This is a genomic window from Candidatus Magasanikbacteria bacterium (assembly GCA_021648085.1).
GTDB lineage: Bacteria > Patescibacteriota > Patescibacteriia > Magasanikbacterales > UBA922 > JAKITS01.
The window spans coordinates 36,923-62,374 of record JAKITS010000001.1 but is presented as its reverse complement, the minus strand read 5'-3'; the positions used below and the strand labels follow the sequence as shown (position 1 = coordinate 62,374).

Below are 25,452 nucleotides of genomic sequence, written 5' to 3'. Positions count from 1 at the left end.
AAATTAGTTATAGAATTACTAACTTTTATAAAAAGGTTATCCACAGTAAATAAAAAGATGGAAAGAATAATGAGACAAATTTATAAAAAAGTTTTACAATCTGAGAATATTTTGTTGGTTCCCCACCAAAATCCAGATGCAGATGCTTTGGGTTCTGTGACAGCATTTATGGAATTTTTAGATTCTCTTGATAAAAAATATCGAGGTTTTTCTGCTACAGAAATTCCACCAAAATTATTTTTTATTCCAAACTCTGAAAAGTGTACTTTTAATAAAAAAATACTAAAAGAAAATTTTGACTTAATAATTATTTTTGATACTGGCAGTCCAGATTATGCAGGTCTAGAAAAGTATTTAAAAGAAACAGAAAGTTTTGTAATAAATATAGACCACCACCCAACCAATACTTTTTTTGGAGATTTGAACCTTGTAAACACAGAGTCTTGTTCAACCACTGAATTACTTTTTAACTTTTTTAAAGTAAATAATATAAAAATAAATTGTAAAATGGCTTCGTCTTTGCTGGCTGGAATTATTACAGATACAGATAGATTTCAAAACTCAAACACAACATCTGATTCTATAAAAATAACAAGCGAACTTTTGGAGCTTGGCGCAAACTTATCACAAATTAAAAAAAATCTTTACACAAATAAAACTATAAATTCCTTGAAAATTTGGGGAACTATTTTGTCACGCCTTACAAAAAAAGATGAGTATAGTTTTGCTTATACATATCTAAAAAAAACAGATTTAGTTGAAACTGGCGCAACACCAGAAGATGTTGAAAATGTAGGAAATTTTATGAATTCAATTAGCGATGCAAAAATTCGCCTAATATTGAAAGAAGCTGATGACGGCTTTGTAAAAGGAAGTTTTCGTGGTTCAAACGACGAAAATGTGGATGTTGCAAAATATGCAAAAAAACTTGGTGGCGGCGGACACAAAAAAGCTGCTGGCTTTAAAATAAAAGGGACTGTTGAGGAAGTATTGAAGAAAGTTTTTAATTTTCTTAAAGAAGAAAATTAAAAACGATGTATCGCTTACACTTGATGGATCATCTTCGCTCGATTTGATATATCAAAAAGCTTTGCTTTTTTTGATTAATCACTTTGCTTGGATTCGAAATGAAAAAAAACCACACACACCTTCCTGAGCAAAGCCGAAGGATCTCGAGACAAAATAACCAGAACATTAAATATTCACAATTCTAATGATACTCTCCCGAGATATTTCGACTTCGTTTCACTCCGCTCAATATGACGTGCATTGGTTTTTCTTTTTTACCCCTTTTGTACTTAACCTGCTTAATCTACTTAATTGTTAGTCTACTATCTTGCTTGTCTTCACAAAATACAAAATCTTTGCTATGCTCTAAGCAATAGTAAAATTATTAATTTATATATGGAAGTAAAAAATATAAACTCACAAATTTTGATACCTACAGTTATTGAAAAAACAAATTTTGGTGAAAGATCTTATGATATTTATTCTCGTCTTTTAAAAGATAGGATTATTTTCCTTGGGACTGGAATAAATGATGTTGTGGCAAATTCTATAATTGCTCAACTTTTGTTTTTGGAAAATGAAGACTCAGAAAAAGATATAAAGATCTATATAAATTCTCCAGGCGGATCTGTGACAGCTGGAATGGCGATTTATGACACAATGCAATACATAAAGTCAGATGTTTCTACAATTTGTGTTGGAATGGCTGCGAGTATGGCTTCTGTACTTTTGGCTTCTGGTGCAAAAGGGAAAAGATTTTGTCTACCAAACGGTGAAGTGATGATCCATCAAGTAATGGGCGGAACGGAAGGACAAGCGAGTGACATTAAAATTCATGCCGAAAGAATTTTGAAAATAAAAGATAAACTAAATGAAATCTTATCAAAACATACAGGAAAAGTAGTGAAAACAGTTGAAAAAGACACCGACCGAGACTACTTTATGAGCGCAAAAGAAGCAGTAGCGTATGGAATTGTTGATAAGATTATTGAATAAAAAAATAAAAAAATCACTTGAAACAAGTGATTTTTTTATTGCTGTATCCAAGAAGATGTAGTCGTGAAATCCGCGAGCCGGAGCCAGCGTAACCCAGTGCCACATCCTCATGCTTGTCGTGGATACAGATGACAACAAACCTTTGATAAGATTTTTTACCATCTATCTCCAACTCATACTTACGAAGTAGAATATTAGCATACATATTGTAATCTGTCAAGTAAAAATGTGTAAAATTGTACTTTTTTGTGAAATATGATACAAAACAATAGGTATAAAAATAAAAAAACTCGCAAAAAAGGAGTGGGAAATGCAAACAGTTCTTTACAAGATGTTTTTAACTTTATTATTTTCACTATTTATTTTAGGGTGTTCCGAGTTTGGTTCTATTACAATTGCGGAGCGAACCATAGACATAGAAAAAATATGTAAAACAGGAACTGTATTACAAATATACTCGAGCTTACAAGATGTAAAAATTTATTCTTGTGTTGTAAAAACAAAAGAATGCTCTGCTGGAGAAATAAATACAGCTAGGTCAACATGCAAAAGAGAGGGGTTGTATAAGTCTGTTTATAATAACGGGAGAATAAGAACTTTATCAAACTACAAAAATGATAAACTTCATGGCAAATTTGAGATGTATACAGAAAATGGTTTTTTGCACTGGCAAGCATTTTATATAAATGGAGTTCATACCAGATCTGAAAGAATATGGGATATAAATACAAAAATTCTTGTTTATTATGGCGAATACTCAAACGGGAAAAGACATGGTGAGTTTAGAATAACTGATGCAAAAGGGAGGTTGGAAAATCAATCTTTTTGGAATAATGGAAAATTAAAGCAAGAAAATATATTTCGATATTTAAACAAAATACAAATGGTGTATCTTGTCCGAAAAGATTATTATTATTTTTTGGATATTCCAATAACGATGGTAGAGCAAACAATATTTGAAAATGGCAAAGAGGTTAAGGTAAGTCTGTTTGTTGAATAAAGACGGTTTTGATACTGTCTTTTTTTTCTGTCAAATTGCTTTTTTGTATAAAATGTGGGACTATAAATTTATCCATAAAAAGATTGTTATGATTACAATCTAAAACATAGGAAAGGGAAATGGAAAAACAAATTAGTGTTCTTTTTATATTGGTAGTTTTCATATTCACTACTTTTGGGTGTAATAAAACAGTTATAAAAGATGATACTCAAACCATTGCAGATAAAAAAGACGGACAAAAAATAAACTGCTCAAAAGATACAGTATATTTGGTAGACAAGACATCTATTGAAAATACTACTATTTATTCGTGTATAAACGAACTGGGTAGGATTGAGGGTAAGCTTGTAGCTTTTTATACTGATACACAGAAAATAAAAGCACTCGCAGAATTTAGGAAAAATCTTAAAGTTGGTAAATGGGTTAAATGGAGTAAAACAGGAGAAATCATTTCAATTGAAAACTTTAATGACAGAGGACAACCTCACGGATATGCAATCGCTTGGATAAATATTGGTGCAGATAAACACTGTGTAATACTTGAATTATCAAAAGGGGTTCCTGTAAATTTAGCTTACGAATATAAAAATGAAAGAATTCTAAAAATTCTAAAAGTCAAAAGTCCAGGACGAAATGGAGTTGAAATTCAAGCCCCTAATATGACAGAGTATGAAATAGACTTTCTAAACGAACTATACAAAGAAATAATATCAAAAGAAACAGAAGATCTTCCTATTCCATAAAAACAAGCAGTACAATTTTGTACTGCTTTTTTGATTTTTTATCTTTAATATGTAAAAATACATAGACCCATCCAAACATAGGAGGAAAAAATGGGAAAACAAATTAGTGTTCTTTTAATAATCTTTTGTTTATTTTTAGTTGGGTGCAATAAAAAAGAAGATACAAAAGAAAAAACAGACATAGAAATTTTTGAACAAATACAAATTTTTGACTGTCCCAAAAATACCACTTATACAGAAGTTTCTGGTGAAGAGTTTACAACTGAATATTATTGCTTAGATGAAAATTCTAAAAAAATAGGCCCCTTCCAAAAATATAGCGATGAAACAGGCTCTATAATTACTGTTGGAGAGTTCCTAAAAGACAAACCTTTTGGAAAGTGGGCACAGTGGGATAAAAATGGAAATCTACTAGTTATAGGTATGTTCAACGAAAACAGCGAGGCAGACGGTTTTGCTGCTATGTGGGAACCAGACGGAACATACGCTGTAATGTATTTTGAAAATGGAAAAATACCTGATAATATTTTTATTTTTAACGCAAAAGGAAAGTTAGATAAAATTTTTATTACAAATATAGAAACAAATATAACAAGAAGTCAGTTAGACAAAGATTTTATACTAAAAATAGAAGAAGAAACAAAAGAAGATCTTGCTAAAATATTAGATGGACTGCCAAAACCTTAAACAAAAGCGGTGCAAAATGTACCGCTTTTTATTTTTATTATTATTCAACGGGTAGGGTTTCTAATGAAGCATCTGGGTCTACACCAACCAAACATATTTGTGGCAGAGGTCTATAATAACTCTCGTAGACAATCTCTTCTTTTTCCTGTCCAGGAAGCTGTCTAGAGTATGTAAAATATGATTCTGCACCAGTATAAGAGTGTTGACATTTTTTTACTCCTGGTGCAAGTTTTGTAGTTTCAATATTTTTTGTAGGTCCGTGAGGAATCCAACGCTTTACGACAGGGTGTGTAAAACTAGCCTCTCTACCATCATTTGTACCCCAAAGAGTAAAGACAAGTTCCATTGTGTTCCAATTTATATCAGCCTCGAGCAAGATATAATTTTCTGTATCATTTAGAAACCTAAAGTCTGGATTTGGGTCATAAATTGTAGCATCTGTTCCAGGGAGATGGTTTACAGGATCATTATAATAAGGAATTGCGAGAGAGTGATTTCTACGCTCGGTAATCTTCATACCACTGTTCATAGCCATTCTAAAAAGTGTTGTTCCTATTTGGCACAAACCACCACCAATTTCTGGAATTATCTGATCACCTTTTATAACCAACTCTGGTAAATATCCGCCAGATATTGTATATGGTTTTGTATGTCTAATTGTGGAAAACTCTTCTCCTGGTTTTATCAAAACTCCGTTTAATTTATTTACTGCATTTTTAATATTTTTGATGCGATTTGAGGGACTACCAGAAAAATCAGAAATACCAGTCCCTAACATTTCTGTAATCCCCAAATCATTTACATCTCCGGTTGAAATCTCTGATACTGCTTCAGATATTATCAAATCAACCGTACTTGAAACCAATTGCAGGTCTACCCCCTCCTCCAAAAAATTTCTACTTACAAATAAATTGTTCAAACTTTTATAATTCTCCTCTAGATCTACCTTAAAACCAAGCCTAGATCCTTGAAATTCTGTCACTTTACTGTTTTCATTTATCTCAAACTTTGCATCACGCGGTTCTATGTCCACTTTTGATGCTATTTTTTCATCTATAAATTCGAATGTCCTGTCTTTGTTTAATCCAAAAACTACAACATCGTCTTGTACTTGTGCCTCAATCCATTCACTTATTTGCTGTGGTGTCACTTCCCATGTTTTTTTACCTCTAAAAACAAAGTTGTCTGCTGTTGAAAAATCATAAGTTAGAAATAGTGAACCATGCAAAAACATATTTTTAAGTGCATCTTCTGCACCATTGAAATCATCCTCTACAAAATTTGGATCTATAACATCTTTTTCGACTTCCACATTTGGAACAATCAATTTTGACCATTGCTCCCTAATCTGAAACACAGTGTCTTGATAGTCAAATACTACACCAATCGATGATGATGTTATTTTAAACTCCAAAGGATTTGTTTTAAGTACTATTACAGATGCATCAACTGCCTCAGACTCATACATACTCACCAAACTTTTAATTTCTTCTATTATTTTTTCATCGCTTATCTCTATATATTTTAAAGAAATACTTGGCTTTCCTAATGCTGAAATTATATTACTAACCCCTTTCAACATTACACCACCACTCTTTCCAAAACGAATTATACGCTCTACTTCTGCTTGTATATCCGTATAGATGAGTTCATATGCATAATCATCTGAAAGTATAACAGGATAAAGTGTTATCTCTTTTTTCCCCTCTCCATCCTTAAAAGATAAGTTTATGCCAGTGCCAACAAGTTGATCATTTTTGTTTTGTAAAAACTCTTTTAACTCATCTTTTGTAAAACCACCCACATCATAATTCCCAATCCTTAACCCTGGTGCAACCCTTTCTGAATATTGAATTCCAACCACTACCGATGTAATAGCAAAAATTGCAATAAATACACTAAAAACAATTGCAGAAACAATTAGTGCAACAAGCGCTGGGCTTTTTTTCTTTGATTTTGGCAAAATATCTGTCATATTATTCTTCTACTACAAAAACAGGTATTTTTGTGTCTGTTATTTGTTTTGGTATAGTTATTTTTAAAATTCCATTTTTATATTCTGCTTGTGCTCTATGACCTTGAACATCTACTGGCAAAACAATTGTTCTGGAAAAAGCTCCCCAAAAACACTCATTTAAATGCATTTTTCCATCACTAAGCTCTTCTACTGGCATCTCTCTACTTCCTTTTACAGTTAGTAGGTCATTGTGGACATATATTTCCACACTATCTGTTTTTGTACCAGCAATTGTAGAAATTATTACAATTTTATTTTCTGTTTCAATAACATCAACAGCAAGCTCACCCTCTTGGCGGCTCTCTTGCCAATCTTGATTGGTAGGCTTACTACCTACCATAATCCCAAAAATGTCTGTTTTGTTTTCTAACACAGATTTATATAAGAATATACAATCACTATATCATATTTTATGTTTTTTACAAAATATAAAAACTATTGACTTATTGTTTAAAATAAGATAAACTATTATCGTATTGTTTGAATATTTTTAAAAAATAAAACTGGAGAGATGGCTGAGTGGTCGAAGGCGGCGGTCTTGAAAACCGTTGAGGGTTTGCGCCCTCCGTGGGTTCGAATCCCACTCTCTCCGCAGGATAGAAGCGACACAAAGTCTTGTGTCGTGTGTGGGATGAGAAGGATACGAGTACGCGCAGTATCCAGGCTCGAGTCGGAGCGAGAGGAATCCCACTCTCTCCGCAGGATAGAAGCGACACAAAGTCTTGTGTCGTGTGTGGGATGAGAAGGATACGAGTACGCGCAGTATCCAGGCTCGAGTCGGAGCGAGAGGAATCCCACTCTCTCCACAAGAATTTAAAAAACAAAAAATACTGGAGAGGTGGCTGAGTGGTCGAAAGCGGCACACTGCTAATGTGTTGTCCGGGTATTTCCCGGACCGCGGGTTCGAATCCCGCCCTCTCCGCAAAGAAAGGGAACGAGTAAAAATCTTTACTCGTGTCTGGATGAGAAGGATACGAGTACGCGCAGTATTTATGCTCGAATCGGAGTGAGAGGAATCCCGTCCTTTTTGTAAAAATAAAAATCAGCTAAAAAGCTGGTTTTTGTTTTTATTTAAAATTTGTTATAAAGAAAAAATAGAAGACTTGCAAAAAAAAAGATTATAGTATACTAAATGTAGAAATTTATATAGAATTTCGTTATTAATTAATTAATTTTATTGCCATATGGTAACACAAGAAAGCATGGGAAAACCTATTTCCCAAAAAGAAGCAAAAAAAGATATGTTAGACCAAGAAGCTGAAATTCTTACTAATAAATCAATTGACATAAAGGAGTATAATGATATTATTGAGAAAGCTTTTGAAAATATTCCTTCTTTTGAACAATTAAAAATAGAAATTTTAGAAAAACTTAAAAATGCAGGCATTCAACTTGAAGAAAACCATCCACTTGTTGAACATGCAGTATTTAGACTATCTGAAATAAAAAAATCTCGAGCATTGGAAAACATACGAGATACAATTGATCTAGATGTTTATATGGATATATCAGATGGTATATATCAATCTGGTAGCACTAATGCACATTCTTATTTTAATTATATTGGAGGAGGGGATTTGACATTTACTACGTCAGCCTTGCAAATAAACCCAAATACAGGTAAACTTCGTGCAAATGAAATACGCGAACAAACTTCAAAAGAAAGGAAAGAACTTTCATCTGAAATAAACCGGGTTTTGAAACAAAAATAAATAAATTATTTATTTTTTATAATATATTTTAGCTAATTAGCTTTTTAATATTATTTAATCTTCTCCGCAAATACAAAAACCAGCTGAAAAGCTGGTTTTTGTTTTTATTTAAAATTTGTTATAAAATATAAAAATAGATAGAACATATAAAGATCTTTTTAGAGAAAAAAATAATTACAAAAATAAAGGAAAACTAATAATACTTGCCGCAGAAGGTTAAAAAAATATAATATTTAGAACATAAAGTATTATAGTGAAAGAACACAAAGATTACCCCCCAAAAAGAACAAGAATTAACTGCAAAAACCAGAAAATGGCTAGAAAAAAAATATCCGTACTGGAGAAGGATAAACTATTATTGGAACTGAAATTTAAAATAAGACATATAATTTATTTATATACCTTATTAATTGACAAAAATAGTAAAAAGATATAAAGTAAAAGCGGTTCATTTCAATTAAAGAATAGACAGTGAGGAAATTCATGTTTCAACAAATAATAATACTAACTCATACTATTCTTGTTATTTTGCTAATCTTACTAATTATACTATCTTTTGTAAAAGCAAACCTAGCTAGCAATCCAAAATTTGAAGGTATACATATTACAAATTTAATTGCATTATTTGTATCTTCTGGAATAATATTTCTATTTGATACAACACAAACAATGCGTTTGATGATAACTATAATTTGGGGAATACTCGCGATAATTACAATAAAAAGATCTTATTTTTGGAAAAAATACCAAAAATAATAAACACTCTGAAACATCATTCATTTGGTGTTTTTTTAATTGAAGTAAAAAAACGATAGTTTGGAAAACTATCGTTTATATTTTTAAATTGGCAAAATTTCCCAAAGTTTTTGACCTCCTGCCCCGAGAGATCTTAGACCAGACAAAACCTTACCGCCAACACCATACACAGAAGATAAAAAAATATCAGTACCTTTGAAGTAATCATCTTGCAGTAGTTTTGTGTCTTTTGGTTGGATAATAAAATCAGATCTTGTTAAATTGGCAAAAGGTCCAATCTCACAAACTTTAAGTTTTAAAGGGTAAGACTCTACAACCTCTGCAATACAAAGAGGTATTACACCTACAAGCATAACTACCAAAAAATCACCTTCGTGAGTTGTGTACAAATGCTCACTCATTTTAACACCTCCTTTTTTGTTTATATAAAGATCGACGAAGTATAAATTTACCAAATATTTTATGAATTGTCAATAGTTTATGTATTTTTTTATCCACGAACAAGAACAAAACTATCCACAGTTTGCACACCTCCACTGTGCAAAACATTTGCGCATTCATTTATTGTGCTACCTGTGGTGTAAACATCATCCACCAACAAAACTCTATTATATTTTTGAAAATCTTTTTGCGTGGTAAAAGCTCCAACAACATTTTTTATTCTTTTGTGTTTTTTCAATTTTGCTTGTTGTTTTGTATATCTTTTTCTTTTCAACAAATTCACAACTGGTTTTTCCAAAACTTTTGACAAACTTTGTGCTATTATTTCAGCCTGATTGAAACCGCGCTCAGCAAACCTACGCGGATGAAGTGGAACTGGAACAATCGCATCTATTTCTAAAAATAAAGAAAAATTACTTCGAGCAAATTCTTGCGCAAAATTATCAATGTTTTCTACCAATTCTTCTGCGTATTGATATTTCCATATACTTACCAGATTGCTAGCATTTAAATTTTTCTTGAAATTGAAAACCGCACAAACAGATTCTAAATTTGTCTTTTTCTTACATTTATCGCAAGTTTTTCCAAAAACTGTATGTGTTTTGCAAACCGCACACAAAAAAATTCCATTTGTATCAAAACTAAATCTACAATTGTCGCAAATCCACTTACCTTCTGTATCACAACCCAAACAAAAAATTGGAAACAGTGTTTCCTTTAGAAAATTATTTATTTTCTCTAAAAATTGCATATTTATTTAAGTCGAAAGTTCATAAAGTAAAAAACTCGATTTTTAAGATATTATTTTGAGCGAAGCCGAAGGATCTCGAAACAGTTTCACAAAACTAGCAATTATCAATTAACAAAGAACAAAAAGAAAGACGGACTAACGTTTTATTTTAATTATTTATATTCTGGTTATACTGCACAGGGATCCGTTCGACTCCACTTCGTTCCGCTCAGGATGACGTAAAATATTCACGTCATCCTGAGCGAAATGTAGCAAAGCGGAATGAAGTCGAATGGATCTCGAAACAGAATCATAAGAACATAAAATATTCATAATTCTGGTTATACTTTTTTGAGATATTTCGACTCCACTTCGTTTCGCTCAATATGACGCGGTCCAAGTTAAATAAGAGACTACTTTTTTTGCTCAAAATAATATATTTTTAAAATTAAGTCAAAAGCTAGAAAAAACCAAAATATAAAAAAGAAGGATTCCCCTCTTTTTTATGTTTTGCTTAATTTGATTTTTTAATCCCAAAAAAATCCACTCACTTTCCACTCTCCAGAAACCTTTACAAGCTCTATTCTACCACTTTTTTGCTCTGTATTCTCCCCTTCACTATTTTCCACTGTCTGTCGTGCTTCTATATTTACGGTCACACTACTACTTTCCAAATTTGATACATTGCTAGCTAAAATTTGAGTTGTAACACCCTCATAATCCAAACTTTTGTCTACTTTTTGAGCTCTTACCCACACAGCCATACTATCTGTGACCAAATGTATCACATCATCTATATGTTTATTATCGTTTTGATTTGAATAAGTCTGAAACCTCTCTACAAAAAGACGCGCAGTCTGTTTTGCACTCACCTCTTCTGGATTTTGCGGTGGCATATCTTCTACAGTTGGAGCTCGTTTGACCACTTCTTCTATCTCAAAAATTTCTTCTACATTTTCTTGTTGCAGATCTTCCACCTGTTGAGTGCCTTTGTTTTCTCCTCCTGTAACGGCTAATATAATCACAACTACAATAATAACAGTAAATGAAACCAATCCTATTATAATTAAAAGTCTTTTTCTAATATCTTCCATATATTTTATTTAGTTTCTTCACCTTTATCTTGCAGAAGTTTTTCTTCATATTCTTTTTTGGATTTTTCAATTTCCAAAAGCTGTTTTGGATCAGATGTAATTAGTTGATCTTCTGTATAAGATGCTACGATTTTAATGGCAGCATGCTTTAGACCTGCAAAAAATATCCCCTCGCCAACTGCACTTTCCAAAAGTAAAAACTTTTCGCCTTCTGTAAGCATAAAAGTCTTTTGTATTAAGTTTACTGCAGATGGAGACTGTTTGAGTAAAAGCTGAAGTGAAGAGTTGTTTACAATAGATTGTCCATACGGTGATCGTAAAAAATCGTTTACATCTTGTGTAATTGTAGTAATTCCAAGATAATATTTTCTACATCTTTTTACAAGTGCAAAGATAAATTTAGCACTATCTTCGTGCATCATAAGCCACCAAGCCTCGTCGATAATCAACAATCTCTTCTTTCTTTCTGATCGTACAACATTCCAAATATAATTTATAAGAGAATATAAAGCAACCGGCCTTAATTCATCTTCTAAATCACGCACACTAAAAATTACAAGCTGGTTATTTACATTTACATTAGTTGGAGAATTGAAAAGTCCTGAAAAAGTTCCTTCTGTGTATTTACGAAGTTTCAAAACCAAATTTTCTCCACCTTCCATACCTTCCAAAATTTCCAATAAATCCTGCATAATTGGTGGCTCTACTGTCGCCAAGTCTGAATCTGCTGTTATGTCTTTTTTAGCATAAGTTTCTATCAATGCTCTATCTAAAACAGAATCTTCTTGCGGAGATATTTTACCAAACATTATTCTAAGCTGACCTTTCATTGTAATAACTGCATTCCTAACAACATCTTCTGTGGAAATCTTTTGCCCAACAGGTCTCGGTAAATCAAATGGATTTACTTTACTTTCAGAGGAAAGAGAAATATTTATATAAGTCCCACCAACCGCATCATTCAAATGTTTATATTCCATTTCCGGATCAATTACAATCACATCTGTACCAAACATCATACTACGCAAAATCTCTAGTTTAATTGCATATGATTTTCCAGCTCCAGATGTTGCAAATACAACCATATTTGCATTTTGTAGACTAAATCTATCAAAAAGAATTAAACTATTGTTATGTCTATTTATACCATAAAGTACACCATTATCACTTGTAAGCTCTGCAGAAATAAATGGAAATGATGATGCAATAGGAGACGAATTCATATTGAATGCAACCATCAGCTCATCTATTCCAAGTGGTGCAGTAGAATTGAATCCCTGTTCTGCTTGGTACAAAACACGCTTACTATATATCAAAGTAGAACCAAAAACACTTTCTACATCTTCACTCAATTTATCTAATTCTTTTTTACTTTTTGCATAAATTGTAGTATAAAATGCAAATTGGAAAAAATGTTCAACACCTTGCGTAAGATCATCTCTAAGTTTTTCTATATCTCGCAAAGCTGTTTCTCGCAGTGGATCTCTTGGTGCTCCTTTTTCTCTGTCAGAGCTAAGTTGTGCCTGCAATGCTCCCACTTTTTTCTTTAGTTGTTTCAAAATTATCTCCGCTTTTATAGGATAAAAAAACATTGAGATATCCATGGTAATGCTCATATTCAAAATAGGAGAACTCCAACCAACTGCAATATACCTTGGATAAGAAATTACAAAAATAGTTCTCAAAAATACATCGCCCAACTGCAAAAAACTAGAATCAACTTTGAATGCAGAAGGTGCAATTAAGTCTTTGATTGCAACTGTCCCAGAACGAAAAACTCTTTCTTCTTCCAGACTAACTAACTCTTTTTGGACTTTTAATTCTTCTGTTTTCTTATCCCCTTTCTTGAGTCCTGGAATATTTTTTTGTTTTGTAGAAATTGGTTTAAATGCCATAGTTAAATCTGTTCAACTTGAATCTTATTTATATCCTGAAGTTGTTGCGCATAAGCTATATCAGGATTATATGTTGAATAATAAAGCTCTACCAAAGCCTGTGTATCTAGCTCCGCAACCTGCAAGCCCATACTTCCCAGTCCAGAAACTACCTGCCGAACGCGCGATGACAAGTCTTCTTTTCTTTTATCAAATCTCTCACCTTTCAACCTTATCGATGTTACCGGTTTTACAGCTTCTTGAAATCTAGACCAAAAACTTTTCTTCTTATTTGATAGCGGATCATACGGAACCACCACATAAAAACGCTTGGACATTATCTCTCCTATATCCACCAATTCACTTATAAAAGATCCGTAGTCACCTATCTGTGCTTTCAGCAATTCATTTGTCTGTTCTTTTTGCATTTTTAGCAAATTTTCTATATATGGCTGAATTTGCAATTTTCTAGACTGAATTACAACCTGCAAAGGATATTCCAAAGAATTCAAAAAACTAGCATAAGAAGAAATCAGTGCATTTTGCTCATCTTCAGATTTAAGCGCAAAATTGATACTTGAAACCAAAAGTACAGAACGCATTGTCCCGTCTTTCAAAACAACAACACCGTCTTTTATCTGTGCAATAGGAAGATAAGACTGACTTGCTGGTTTTTTACTTTTTTTACTTTTTTTATTTTTAACCATATTTATTCTTCTCCTTTATAAAACCCACCCGTGTTTACAATTAGGGATAGGTCTCTAATTTTTCTATGTGTTGTTATTTCTTTTTTCTGCTCTTCTTCTATTTCTTCTTTCATTCCAAATTTTCTCAAATATTCCAAATCTTCTTTTGAATAATCTTTTTTCCACACACGCAACCCAGGCTTTTTTAGTGTTTGAAAAATATTTAATATAAAATAATGAAAAGCCTGACCATTTACTTTTACAAAAGCCACAACGAGTGAAAAACCACCCAAAAGTAAAGTTAGCAAACCAAATAAAACAATATCAGCAAGTTTAAAAATAATAAAAAGTATCAGTGCAGTCACCAACAAAATCAAGAATTGTCTAGTTGTGACTGGACCAAAAATTTTGTCTTCTACATCTATAAATTGTGGGACTACAAATTGCTGGGGCATATTATATTTAGGACTAGGAATTATGATTTAAGAATTAAGTTAAGAATATTATTTTATTAAATTTTTATTTTCTTGTTAATTTTTACAACTACATAGAAATCTTCTGCTGAAATCTTGTGCCTATCTTCGTTCAAAACATCCTCTATTTTTCTGTTGCTATTCACCGCATCAAGCAAAACTTCCTGATAACTTTTATAAAAAGGACTTTGCAACCAAGCTTTTACAGCATCCATATAAAGTAAAAATGAACTACTTTTTAAGACACTCACCTTATTCAACAATTTTTCTATAGCTTTTCCTGCATCTTTGTTCAATCTGTGAAAATCTTCTGATTTAAATGTTCTTATCTCGTCCACCGGCCCCATTCTAATTTCACCACCTTGTACTTTTTTTATATCGTGCATTGGTTTTTTGCGTGCAAAATCACTTTTTATGTTTGTTTTTATAGAAGAAATTTTTGTAATTACTGGAGCCTGAACAGATGTTTTTTCTTCTTTCTTCTCACCTACCATTTGTGCGATTGTAAGCTTTTGTAATCCGGTAGATCTAGTTTTTTCTTTTTCAATAATTTGAGAAACTACATCATCTGTTTTTGATGGTTTTTCTGTAATACTTCCCACAGATTTCAAAAAACTTTCTTCTGCAGACTCTACGACATTAATACCCTCCTGACTTCTTTTTGTTCCAGAAACAAACCTTACTAATTCATCAGTATTTTTACCGTTCAAACCTAAACCACCATCTAAAACTTTTTTTTGTGCATATTCTCTCAACTGATCGTCATCTCTTACATCTTTCAATCTAGAAAGTATTAAAGTTCTAAGTCTTCCTTGCAAATCGTCTGCAACTTTAAAATTCATACTAGAAATTACCCTATTCGCAACAACTTCTTTGTCTGCACCACCATCATTTATATTGTTAGAAATATTTCCCAAATCTTCATCCAACGGTGACTTATAGTCACTATCTCTCCATTTCTTTTTTGGAATCTCTGCTAATGGTTTTTTTTCTTGTCTTTTTTTTGCTTCCAAAACTTTTTCAGCAACAACCTCATCTTCTTTTAGAAAACTCTTCTTTTTTTCCTTTTCTAATTCAATATAATTTTCTTCTTTTTTAACCCTAACATCTTCCACTTTTATTTTCTCTGGTTTTGGTTCTGGTTTTGGTTCTGGTTTTGGTTCTGGTTCTGGTTTTGGTTCTGGTTTTGGTTCTGGTTTTGGTTCTGGTTTTGGTTCTGGTTTTGGTTCTGGTTTTGGTTCTGGTTTATTCTCAGTTATTTCATCTTCAATTAAATCTGCTATTTTTTTCACCTCTTTATTTTCTTCTTTTTTTGAAATTTTACTCTTTTTCTCCTCCTCTTTTTTTGCAATATCTTTTTTAATCAATTCGGAAATTGGCAAATTGGCTGGAACTTTCATTTCTTTTTTTGCAAACTCTACAACAGCAGGAAGATTTTCTTCTTTTTTCATCAATTCATGCGGGGTCTGTTTTATAAGTCCAGTTTTTTCATAGCGTTTTCCTTTTTTCTCTTCCTTTTTTTGTTTTACAGGTTTTGACTGTTTCTTATCTTTTTTTGGTAATTTTTCTTCAAAATCCTTCTTCATCTTTCGGGATGATATTCCATCATTTTTTACCTCTTCTAGTTTTACCTCTTTTTTAACATTTTTATATTCCCTAAATTCAGCCATTGTCATTTTGACAGCAGTTCCATCTGATTTTTTTACCAAAATTGTAGGTCCTTGTGACATATATAAAAATTAAATATTCCAAGTAAAATCACCTTTTTCTTCATCAAAATAATACAGCTCTCGCAAACTTTCATCTTTTTGATCATCTGCAATAGAATTTAACAAAGTAAACACACTTTCTATATTTTCTATTTTTCCCTCTTTATCTGCAAACCTAGACTCAATCATTTTTTTTATATCTTCCAAAGACATTTTACTTTCTTCTGGCTTTTCTTCTAAAATAGGCTTTGTGATTTTTGTTGGAATGACTTTTTCTTCAGCTGGAGCTACTAAAGCTTCTTCCACAACAGTTTTTTCTACAGGAACTTCTTCTATTTTTTCAAGTTCAACTTTTTCTTCTACAGCCAATTCCTCTTTTAATTCTTCAATAATTTCTGCTGGTTTTTCTTCTACAAATGGAGTTTCTACAACCTCTTCTTTTTTAGGTTCTAACACTTCTTCTTTTTCTTCTTCTAAATTTTTAAGATACTCTTCAGTTTTTTCCGCGGCTTCTATTAACTCTGGATACATAAATATTTCTACGACACTTGGTGCATTTTCTGGTTTAACACCCAGGAAAAAAGCAACCAAACTTCTTAAGCTTTTTATAAAATCATTTATATCAACTTCTATATACTTATTTACAATACAACTCTGCTCTTTTATTATAGTTCTAATTTTGTCATAAAATTCTGCAGTTTCGATACTATCTTCATCTTTTCTTTCTAAAATTTTTACTTTTTCCACAAAATCACGAACTACATAATCTTTTCCATTACTTTTTCCCAAAAACGCTCTTGAATTCATAAAAGCGTCCCTAATTTTCACATAAAGACTTGCTAATTCTTTTTCTTCATAAGTTCTTAATCCTAAATACCACATTAATCTTTCCCAAACATCATAATTTAACATGAGTGCCATTGGAATTTGCAAAGCAACTGCCACATTTACAACCGCATCTTCTGGTAAAGCGTTTAATCTTTTCCAAGTTAATTCTGTATACCAACGCCAATAAGTCTCCCAATGTTTCTGAACATCAGAAAAAGTAGCATTCTTAAAAAACTCATGAAGTTCTTTCCAAGTTTCTTCTGCTTTTTTAGGGTCAGCAATCATTAATTGAAATTCTTTTTCTTTTTCAACTACTTGATCTACTGTAAGTTGTGCTAATTTAGCTGTCATATTTTATATATCTAAATTTATATGAACTTTAGAATTATAATCTGATTTTAAAGGTTTTTTCTTTTTAAAAAATTATTTGTGTTAATTCTTTATTATGTAATTTTTAAACTATTTATTTTGGTTGTGCTCTTGTTTCAAAAAGTTTTTTAGCATCAGGATTTGTCAATTCTTTTTCAGCAATATCTATTATATTCTTTCGTACTGATTCTTTAAAGCTCCTCAATTCTGCAAAAAAAGCCTCAGGTATGTGTTCTATTGAAAAAGCATTTTTACCTCTAATTATATCCCTAAAATTTCTCTTATCTGTCTCGGATAAACTTTTAACTGTTCCTGAGGCATCTTTTTGTACAAAACCATCCAAACTATTTAATTTTTGTATACCAACCCTTCCTGCAGCGTATTTACTTGCATTCATGTCTTGTGTCATTTCAAGCTTATTAAGTTTGTTGACTTGCTTTTGCTGTGATGGTGTGAGTTTATTTATATCTTTTATTCCAGAAGAAATTTGTCCTAATGACTTGTCTTTTGGATTTAAATAAATTAAAATTTCTTCATTTTTATCTCTCTCAACAGCCTGCTGTCCAAAACTGTAAACAAGTTTACCCCTCTTATCTATTCGACTTCCAATAAGACCCATTTTATTAAAGCCCCCATCCATTCCAGCAGAGGTGTATGCAGCAGAAAGATTACGAAATGTTCCTTGTGCATTTTTTGCACCACCATAAGCCTTCTCTATTTCAACTTGGGCAGCAGCTTCTTCTCCCTTTTTAACAACTCTTCCCAAAATACTAGTTTGTTCTTTTCTAATCTCACCTGATGGTCCAGTAAAATCCCCTTTTACTTCTGGATCAATTATTGCCAAAGTAGCAGCAAGACCAGCAGCCCCAGTTTCAGACCCCTCAGAAAGAAGGGAAGCTCGAACAGAAGCAGAATCTCTAATAGCTTTATCAAGAACATGACCAAGGTTTTCTATTTCTTTTTTATTTGCCGTTGAATTTTCTGATTTTAATTTAGTTATTTGGTCTCTGGTTGATTGTGCTTGATTAGTTAGTTCTTGTGCAACAGCAATTTTTGCTGGATAATCCATATAAGAAAACTGTTTTTGACTTTCCTGTCTTTGCTCATACAATCTTTTAGCATCAAGATTTGCAGCCTCTGCTTTAAGACCTCTCTCTCCTAAAAGTTCTGCTTCTACTGCTGTGGCAGAACTTACTGCTTTTTCTTTCTCTTCTTCTTTTCGATATTTTTGTTCTACTAAATCCTTATATCTTATATCTTCTTTATTAGCTCCTTCCATTCTTTTTTGGTGTAATTCAGCCTTTTTTTGTACTTTTCCTTGTTCTTTTACTGCTGTTTTTACTTCAATTTCACCTTGTATTTTACTTAAAGCCTGGCCGCCAGAACTTTCTGAAGCCTTTGAATACAATTTTAGCTTTTCCTTCATAGCTTCTGAAGTATCTTCCCATTTTTGTGCTCTTGCCTCTTTTCTAAATTTTGGCTCTATTATATGTCCTAATGTACCCAAACCCAACCTACCAATAAACTTACCTACTTTTACCCCACCACTATCATTATCTGTTGATTTTAAAGCACCTCGCAGATTGTCAGTTCCTCTACCACGCCAAAGATCAAAACCTCCTTTTGTTTTGTCAAACCTTCCTTTTAGTCCTTTTCCGTATCTTGCTAAGGCCTCCGTTCCAACTAAAGGAACTTTTTTTGCTACGACCCCCGGAACCTGCGCGACTTTAGCACCCAAATATCCTGCGGCAGCCGCACCAGTTGCTATCATAGCCCATTTTGTACCCAAACCTGTGGCTTGTCCGGCGAGAGTTCCCCCTACCAAACCAAGCTTGCTTACCTGCTGAAGACCTACAAACAAAAATGCGACAGCTATAAAAAAGCTAGCCATAGACTCCCATTCTGTGACAGCACTAAGTGATGCGCTGATTTCTGACTCTCTAGATCCACTTGACGGTGCCTGATCACTAATTGCTGCACCTTCTACACTTACATTACTTGCCACTTCTTGATTTATATTTCCACTTCCCATAGTTGCAAAAGCAAGCCAAAGGAAAAACACCATTACAGGGCCTGCAATTACATATTTTATAAATTCTTTCCAATATTCATCTGCATATTTTTTGGTGGCAGGAAGAACAGACATAAGATATGCGAGCGGTGAGAGGATTATCAAAACCCAAAGCACAAGCATACGAGAAAGCATTACCACAGCGTAAGCACCAATAGTAAGTAGTGCCACAAAAGAAAATAAAAAAGCTGCAACTGAACCACCCAAAACCTTTAACAATAAATCTCCTTCTGAAGGATTGTCCATAGCAGAACCAGCAAAAGTCATCATATCGCCCAACTTAAACATATTTATAATGTTTCCACCAGCAGTTGCAACTATTGCGTTTAAAAATGTAATTGTAAAAACATGGGCAGCGTCTATAATTATTCCAGCGATTAACTTACTAAAGTTTATAAAAATTGCTGCCAAAATTAATTTTACTGTTAACTTTTTCCACTCATACTGATCTAAACCTAAAATAGTTCCAAATGCAATTGCAAGTAGAATAACTACAAAAAACATATTGGAGACATCTCGAACCATAGTCCAACCCAAAACAACAGTATCTGCCAAAGTATGGTTATTGTACGCGGCTATTTCTACAAAGTATCTAAGTGCAAAAATAGTAAGAGCCATAAAAAAGTTAGCCAGAACTAAGAACATTCTCGCAGCGCCTTCTATAAAAAAATTGGCGACACTTTCTGTAGCACTTTGTGCAAAAACAGGGTTTATTATTAAAAAAACACCTATCGTAGCAACAAACAAAAATACACCAAACTTAGAAATTAGATGTCTTCTTTTTACACAAAAAGAATTAAGACGCTTTAGAATTTTTCGCATCTTTTTAAACTCATCACCAATCATGACTAGTTAAATTACTTTCTTTTATTGAATATAGATATTATAACACAAATTTAACTAACAATTAATAACGGACTTTTATTTTAAGTTATTTACTTTCCTATTTTAATGTTTTTTATAATAGTTAGATTTTCATTTCTTATTTCTAATTTGATTGCAGATTTATGGTTTTTATTACAATGCAATTATTAAAGTTTATGTATTTTTATATGAAAACAGTTCTAGTTTGCAGACTCTAAATTCCCAATTAGTATGAGAATAACAACAATAACTCACGTAATATTGAGCGGAACGCAGTGGAGTCGAAATATCTCGATGCTGTATCATTAGAACTTTGAATATTTTATGTTCTAATGTTTTTGAATCGAGATCCGTTCGACTTCATTCCGCTTCGCTCCATTTCGCTCAGGATGACGTGTGTTTTGTGCACATCATATTGAGCGGAACGCAGTGGAGTTGAAATAGATAGATCGAGTAAAAACATTGGGGACAATTGGAGTAATAGAACATTTAAAATTTTACAAACCCCCAGCTTTACAAAAAAAGTATTTTATGATATTGTATTATCGCTCGTTCCTAAACAACCTAAGGAGGAAAAAATGAGAAAAGAAAATTGTAGTGGTGCATGTGAAGACTGCAACAATTCAAAAGCTGAATCAGAATCAGAAAAAGCTTACAATGAAGGTTTGAAAAGTCTAAATTCAAACAAAGAAGTTTGGAGTATATTTTTGTCATTTTTAGGTCTTTTCTCTATAATTATTATTTTGTATATTTTATTTACAAGATAGAAAAATGACGGCCTCAATTAATTTTGAGGTCTTTTTTATTGCAAAAAACTAAAATAAGTTATAAAGTTAACATAAGTTCTTTTTAATATTACACAAGGAGAAAAAATGAAAAAGTTTATATTACTATTTTCAATATTTTTTTTATTATTTAGCACATCGTGCATTGAGGAAGATTTTGCTCCAAAAGTTGACGATACAAATATTTACAATTCTAAATACAACGACTCCAATGGAAACAAATTAGATGAAAATAATCCTAATGACCAAAAAGAAATAAGTAAAACTAAATGTGACAAAAATACAAAACTACCTATGAATTGTTGTACAGACCTTGAACAAAATTGTAAATACACAGAATGTAATTTTGTGTTAGTAGATGAACAATGTGTATTATCATGTGACGGTGTTTCGGTAAATATATCTGTAAATAGCACTCCAAATTGGACTGGTATTCAAAATGATAATGAGTTTGGACTACCTCCACTACCTCCACCTACAGATCCACCAATACCAGGATCACCTCCAAACAATCCAGATGGACCTCCACACCCGTACCCATCGACACCAATATCATGTTCTCCTTGGTAAAAAAATACCCTGCATTTTGTATGCAGGGTATTATTTTTAATTAAAGGAATTGTAAACAGAAGACCTACAAGCATTGTTCTGACCATCCATCCATTCAATATCATAACCACAACAACACTGCCAATATGTTGGCTTTTTGTCTTGTTCGCCACTCCAATTTCCACAATTTGGAGGAGTGTCCGAATAACAATCACTGGTCCAAAGAGGGGGCGATCCATACCCACTTCCATAATTTTCACACGACAACATATCCCAACATTGAAATTTCATACCCGGCAGACAAGTTCGAGGACAGTTTATCTCTGGTTCAGGTGCTGGAGGATTTGGTTCTGGTTCTTGCGTAGGAGGAGGTGGATCTGGTTCAGGTTCAGGTTCGAGATCTGGTGCTGTGCCGACAAGCTCAACATCACCATATTCTCCCCATTTTTCCACACAATTATTTCCACCGCTTCCATCCCAATCTATAGGAAAACCACAACAACATTCCCAACTTTCTGGATATTGTATTTCTAAACCATAACTTGAGACACATTTTGGAGGAAATTCTTCTGGAAGTACTGGACTCCAAATATCTGGACTAAAATAACCACTTCCATCACAAGTTTGTGCATCCCAACAATAAAGTTGTTGAAATTCATCACAATAATCACCCAAATCTGCGTTATATTGCCCTTCATTTTCTGTGCAAGGCTCTAATATATCACATTGTGAGACTATATAATTTGTTGGGTTATTTACATTTTCCGTAAAATTATAACAATCGAAAAGTCCACCGTTATAAATATATACATTTATATTTTGTGTAATACCCCAAGTCAAAAAACATCTTTCAAAAATCTGGTAAGATTTGACTCCTCCAGCTTTTTCTTGAACCCAATAAGGAACATCTCTACTTTCACCCATTACTGGTGCACCACAAAAATCAAAAGCATCTTGCCCGTTTATATATATTTGTTTATACAAATTCCAAAACCCACCTTTAACAACATAAGCTTTGTTATCTCCACCTAAAATTTCTGAATTATTTGTAATTAAACTGGTGTTATTATTTGGGTCATAAATTATTGTAGAATTTTTCAAAAAAGCCTTGTGCGAATTGTAAAATTCCTGAATAAAATACTTATAGTAATTTGGATAACTATAAATATAATCCACAGCCGCCTCATTTGTAACATTATTATAAACTGTAAACCCTGGCCAATATCCATCTTTTTGACTTTTGTTGTAAGCGTCTACAAAAAGATAAGAAAACTTTTTACTCCAATTTACTGCATATTGATAATCTTGTACTTTTATTTTTTCTGTTAGAGTTTTTGTATCATTTGCCAAGTCCAGTGAGACTTCACCAACAGGATATCCATCTGTAGGATACTCCTGATAAGACACACCATAACCATATTTCCAACTCAGATACCCAAACATAAAGTTTTGATAAGTTCTTCCATTTTCTACAAATTCATTTGATAATGGAACGCCAAGTTTTGAGCGAGGACCCGAGGTGTTTACACCGCTTGAATCTTGAAGCCAACCGTGGTTTGGATCTTCTACAAAACCAGAGTGAACAACATAACCCCTGCGAGCACCATGAAGTACATCGTAGACAATCGCCGAGCGACGATTTTCTGTGTAATTTTGCCAATCTTGAATTAGGACATTATTTTGGTTTGTTGATGAAAATGATGTGCTTCCATTTACAACAAAATCGTAATACCAATGAATTCCTCTATAACCTAAATTATTATACAAAATATCACCAAAAAAGTTTGTGCCAAATTCCTCTTCTATTCTTTTGAATTCGAAGTCGTTTGTTGATTTTATGTTTATAATATCACCTTTTAAACAATCCTTTTCGCTATAATCATGTTCACCAATTTTATTAAATGGAATTGATGAATAAACTCCGTTTTGTTTTTCTTCAATACAATAATGACCATGTGCAAAAGTAGAATCCCCCTTAGAGCCACAATAACTAATTATTTGACCTTTTTTTACACATTCGCCAACCTTTAAAAAACTAATCTCATCGTGATGACCCATTTTGAACTGAATATTTTTATCTTCAGAAGATTGAATAATCAATAAATTTCCATAACCACCACTTAATTCATTTTTTACAACACAACCATCGAAAACTGCAAAAAAAGGCATTCCCAAATCACTATTACCTTTATTAATATAATTTATATCAATACAGTTTCTATCTTTTTTACCTACAAAATGAGCGCTACTTTCATATTTAGGATTATTAACATTTGAACACCAACCACCACCATAATTCCACTCATCTCCAGGAGCCCAAGGTGCCTCAAAATTAGTCCCAGAAGAAGTCAATTCTCCGGTATCCTCAAAATAGTTTCCACCTTTTCCATCATCTATTTGTGGTAAAATCCCATCTTTTTCTTTGTAATCTAGAAATTCACAGCTAAAAAATAAAAAACAGCTAAAAATACACAGAAACGCTTTTTTTGTTTTCATCTTCCCATTCTCTGTTCTGTTTACATAGATTGTAAAGAGCCTACCTCCTTACTACAAAATACCTACAAGCTAGATATTTTGTAAAAGAAGTCCGTCTTAATTAGACAGCAATTCTAATGAATTTATAATTTCTTCAAATTCTTTATGCAAAGGATTAAATTTTTCGGCTTCTTTTATGTTTATATCACTAACACCTTGCAAATAAATATAATTATTATCCAAACAAATATAAGCAGACATAAAAGTACCAGGACTTTCATAATTACTTGTATATAAAAGCTCTTTAATCAAGAAATTCTCATTTTCTATTGTTTTCAAAGATTCAACAACTTGAACATACTCACCATCAATAAGTCCTGTGTCGTAACTTATTTTTTTATCAATAAATTCTTGATTACATTTTTCACTATCAAGCAAATTGTGAATGTTTATAGAATAGTTTAACCATTCATTATAAATTCCCATAGTTCCACACTCGTCAAACTGCATACACTCTTTATTTGCCAAATTAAACACATAATAGTCTGCATAATCTGGTTTTCCAAAATCTTGATACTCAACCTCATCAGGAAATTCAAAAGAGAAACCGTGGGTTTTATTTATATATTTTTGTTTTGGACCTTCTAGGTCTATTATTTCTATATCTAACTCTTCTATTGCAACCTCTTGTTGTTGCTCTTGGGTTTCTTCTATCTTACTTCCTTGTTTTGTAAGCAAAGTAAACAATCCCCACACTAAAAATGGGACTATTACAATTGTTAAAATAATTTTAAGTCTTTTGTCTGACATATTATTCCGATAATAATTCTAGTGAATTTACAACTTCGTAAATCTGTTTATACAAAATATTAAATCTTTTTGTATCATCGATATAAGTATTAATATTTCCATTAAAATTTAATAATGTATCTTTATTTAAACATAAATATATATTTATATCGCTGTTTTTTCTGTGTGTTTTTACTCTAATTTCAGGCTGACCTCCAACTGGTTCAATTATTTTTTTATTAAATTCTATTCCTTTAAAATTTAAATTATTAATTTTTCCACCAATCTCTTTAAAGTTAAATTTATTATTTTGGTTTAAATTTTTATACTCATTTAAATAAACTCTATTTTTTTCTTCAATAAATGAATTATTGCAAATTTGCTCTAATTCTTTTTCCATATTTAGGTCAAAGCCTATCCAATAAAAAAGACGGAAATTATATATTTTATCTAAAATATTACAATTACTATTTTTTGACCCTTTTAAACAAGTCCTTTCGTTTGTAAAAGATTCTTTTAAATTGTTAATTTTATAATTATTATTAAAAAGTTCTATTTCATCTAAAAACTCTAATGAAAATCCATAAGTTTTATTTATGTATTTTTGTTTTGGACCTTTCAAATCTACTAATTTTACTTCTAATTCTGTATTTAAAGGTTGTTTTATTAATTCTTTTATAACATTGTCTGTATTAACAATATTATTATTTTTAGTTAATAAAAAAGAAACCAAACCAACAGAAAATAATAATATGGACAATAATATTAAAATTTTATATTTTTTATTTAACATATA

General features: G+C 32.0%; 23 protein-coding genes and 2 tRNA genes. 11 read left to right on the top strand and 14 right to left on the bottom strand.

Annotated elements, in window-relative coordinates:
• The first annotated feature begins 69 nt into the window (after window positions 1–69).
• The 5 genes from L3J07_00295 (at window position 70) to L3J07_00275 (ending at window position 4,434) form a co-directional block, all read left to right on the top strand.
• A complete protein-coding gene (locus L3J07_00295; GenBank protein ID MCF6276271.1) occupies window positions 70–1,029 on the top strand; it encodes a bifunctional oligoribonuclease/PAP phosphatase NrnA in 960 nt (319 codons plus the stop codon).
• A gap of 405 nt (window positions 1,030–1,434) precedes the next feature.
• Window positions 1,435–2,004 carry an ATP-dependent Clp endopeptidase proteolytic subunit ClpP gene (gene clpP, locus L3J07_00290; protein ID MCF6276270.1) on the top strand — a complete coding sequence of 190 codons (570 nt, stop codon included), beginning with the start codon at window positions 1,435–1,437 and terminating at the stop codon, window positions 2,002–2,004.
• Window positions 2,005–2,314: 310 nt separating this feature from the next.
• A complete protein-coding gene (locus L3J07_00285) occupies window positions 2,315–3,004 on the top strand; it encodes a hypothetical protein (protein ID MCF6276269.1) in 690 nt (229 codons plus the stop codon).
• A 119-nt stretch (window positions 3,005–3,123) separates the two neighbouring features.
• The gene (locus L3J07_00280; GenBank protein ID MCF6276268.1) at window positions 3,124–3,747 is read left to right on the top strand and encodes a hypothetical protein; all 624 of its coding nucleotides are present in this window, start codon (window positions 3,124–3,126) and stop codon (window positions 3,745–3,747) included.
• Window positions 3,748–3,837: 90 nt separating this feature from the next.
• Window positions 3,838–4,434, top strand: a complete 597-nt coding sequence (locus L3J07_00275; GenBank protein ID MCF6276267.1) for a hypothetical protein — start codon at window positions 3,838–3,840, stop codon at window positions 4,432–4,434.
• Window positions 4,435–4,474: 40 nt separating this feature from the next.
• Here L3J07_00275 and L3J07_00270 read toward each other — a convergent pair whose 3' ends face one another.
• Window positions 4,475–6,409 (bottom strand): VanW family protein, encoded by a 1,935-nt coding sequence (locus L3J07_00270; GenBank protein MCF6276266.1) that lies wholly within the window; start codon window positions 6,407–6,409, stop codon window positions 4,475–4,477.
• Between the two features lies 1 nt (window position 6,410).
• Entirely contained in the window at window positions 6,411–6,824 is a 414-nt protein-coding gene (locus tag L3J07_00265) for an Hsp20/alpha crystallin family protein (protein MCF6276265.1), read from the bottom strand.
• Window positions 6,825–6,956: 132 nt separating this feature from the next.
• Between L3J07_00265 and L3J07_00260 the strand changes: the two genes are divergently transcribed.
• The 4 genes from L3J07_00260 to L3J07_00245 all read left to right on the top strand — a co-directional run bounded on the left by L3J07_00260 (window position 6,957) and on the right by L3J07_00245 (window position 8,919).
• Window positions 6,957–7,043 (top strand) — tRNA-Ser (locus L3J07_00260).
• A 240-nt stretch (window positions 7,044–7,283) separates the two neighbouring features.
• Window positions 7,284–7,373, top strand: a tRNA-Ser gene (locus L3J07_00255).
• A 262-nt stretch (window positions 7,374–7,635) separates the two neighbouring features.
• Window positions 7,636–8,163 (top strand): hypothetical protein, encoded by a 528-nt coding sequence (locus tag L3J07_00250; protein ID MCF6276264.1) that lies wholly within the window; start codon window positions 7,636–7,638, stop codon window positions 8,161–8,163.
• 483 nt (window positions 8,164–8,646) lie between these two features.
• Window positions 8,647–8,919: a hypothetical protein gene (locus tag L3J07_00245; GenBank protein MCF6276263.1), complete on the top strand. Its 273-nt coding sequence runs from the start codon at window positions 8,647–8,649 to the stop codon at window positions 8,917–8,919.
• Between the two features lie 83 nt (window positions 8,920–9,002).
• On the opposite strand, the gene L3J07_00240 is transcribed toward L3J07_00245, so the two are convergent.
• The 9 genes from L3J07_00240 to L3J07_00200 form a co-directional block, all read right to left on the bottom strand.
• On the bottom strand, window positions 9,003–9,320 hold the full coding sequence (locus L3J07_00240; GenBank protein MCF6276262.1) for a hypothetical protein: 318 nt from the start codon (window positions 9,318–9,320) through the stop codon (window positions 9,003–9,005).
• A gap of 89 nt (window positions 9,321–9,409) precedes the next feature.
• The gene (locus tag L3J07_00235; protein MCF6276261.1) at window positions 9,410–10,111 is read right to left on the bottom strand and encodes a ComF family protein; all 702 of its coding nucleotides are present in this window, start codon (window positions 10,109–10,111) and stop codon (window positions 9,410–9,412) included.
• Between the two features lie 506 nt (window positions 10,112–10,617).
• Window positions 10,618–11,184 carry a hypothetical protein gene (locus L3J07_00230; GenBank protein ID MCF6276260.1) on the bottom strand — a complete coding sequence of 189 codons (567 nt, stop codon included), beginning with the start codon at window positions 11,182–11,184 and terminating at the stop codon, window positions 10,618–10,620.
• Between the two features lie 5 nt (window positions 11,185–11,189).
• Complete coding sequence (locus L3J07_00225) at window positions 11,190–13,079, bottom strand: ATP-binding protein (GenBank protein MCF6276259.1); 1,890 nt, start codon at window positions 13,077–13,079, stop codon at window positions 11,190–11,192.
• 2 nt (window positions 13,080–13,081) lie between these two features.
• Complete coding sequence (locus L3J07_00220; protein MCF6276258.1) at window positions 13,082–13,765, bottom strand: TraC family protein; 684 nt, start codon at window positions 13,763–13,765, stop codon at window positions 13,082–13,084.
• Between the two features lie 2 nt (window positions 13,766–13,767).
• On the bottom strand, window positions 13,768–14,199 hold the full coding sequence (locus L3J07_00215; protein ID MCF6276257.1) for a PrgI family protein: 432 nt from the start codon (window positions 14,197–14,199) through the stop codon (window positions 13,768–13,770).
• A gap of 56 nt (window positions 14,200–14,255) precedes the next feature.
• Window positions 14,256–15,947, bottom strand: a complete 1,692-nt coding sequence (locus L3J07_00210) for a hypothetical protein (protein ID MCF6276256.1) — start codon at window positions 15,945–15,947, stop codon at window positions 14,256–14,258.
• 9 nt (window positions 15,948–15,956) lie between these two features.
• Window positions 15,957–17,105 (bottom strand): hypothetical protein, encoded by a 1,149-nt coding sequence (locus L3J07_00205; protein ID MCF6276255.1) that lies wholly within the window; start codon window positions 17,103–17,105, stop codon window positions 15,957–15,959.
• 112 nt (window positions 17,106–17,217) lie between these two features.
• The gene (locus tag L3J07_00200; protein MCF6276254.1) at window positions 17,218–20,040 is read right to left on the bottom strand and encodes a hypothetical protein; all 2,823 of its coding nucleotides are present in this window, start codon (window positions 20,038–20,040) and stop codon (window positions 17,218–17,220) included.
• 596 nt (window positions 20,041–20,636) lie between these two features.
• Here L3J07_00200 and L3J07_00195 point away from each other — a divergent pair.
• Both L3J07_00195 and L3J07_00190 read left to right on the top strand, forming a co-directional pair.
• A complete protein-coding gene (locus L3J07_00195) occupies window positions 20,637–20,825 on the top strand; it encodes a hypothetical protein (GenBank protein MCF6276253.1) in 189 nt (62 codons plus the stop codon).
• Window positions 20,826–20,930: 105 nt separating this feature from the next.
• Window positions 20,931–21,413: a hypothetical protein gene (locus L3J07_00190; protein ID MCF6276252.1), complete on the top strand. Its 483-nt coding sequence runs from the start codon at window positions 20,931–20,933 to the stop codon at window positions 21,411–21,413.
• A 36-nt stretch (window positions 21,414–21,449) separates the two neighbouring features.
• Here L3J07_00190 and L3J07_00185 read toward each other — a convergent pair whose 3' ends face one another.
• The 3 genes from L3J07_00185 to L3J07_00175 form a co-directional block, all read right to left on the bottom strand.
• Window positions 21,450–23,888 carry a M23 family metallopeptidase gene (locus tag L3J07_00185; protein MCF6276251.1) on the bottom strand — a complete coding sequence of 813 codons (2,439 nt, stop codon included), beginning with the start codon at window positions 23,886–23,888 and terminating at the stop codon, window positions 21,450–21,452.
• A 96-nt stretch (window positions 23,889–23,984) separates the two neighbouring features.
• Window positions 23,985–24,677, bottom strand: a complete 693-nt coding sequence (locus L3J07_00180; GenBank protein MCF6276250.1) for a hypothetical protein — start codon at window positions 24,675–24,677, stop codon at window positions 23,985–23,987.
• 1 nt (window position 24,678) lies between these two features.
• Complete coding sequence (locus tag L3J07_00175) at window positions 24,679–25,449, bottom strand: hypothetical protein (protein MCF6276249.1); 771 nt, start codon at window positions 25,447–25,449, stop codon at window positions 24,679–24,681.
• Between the last annotated feature and the right edge of the window lie 3 nt (window positions 25,450–25,452).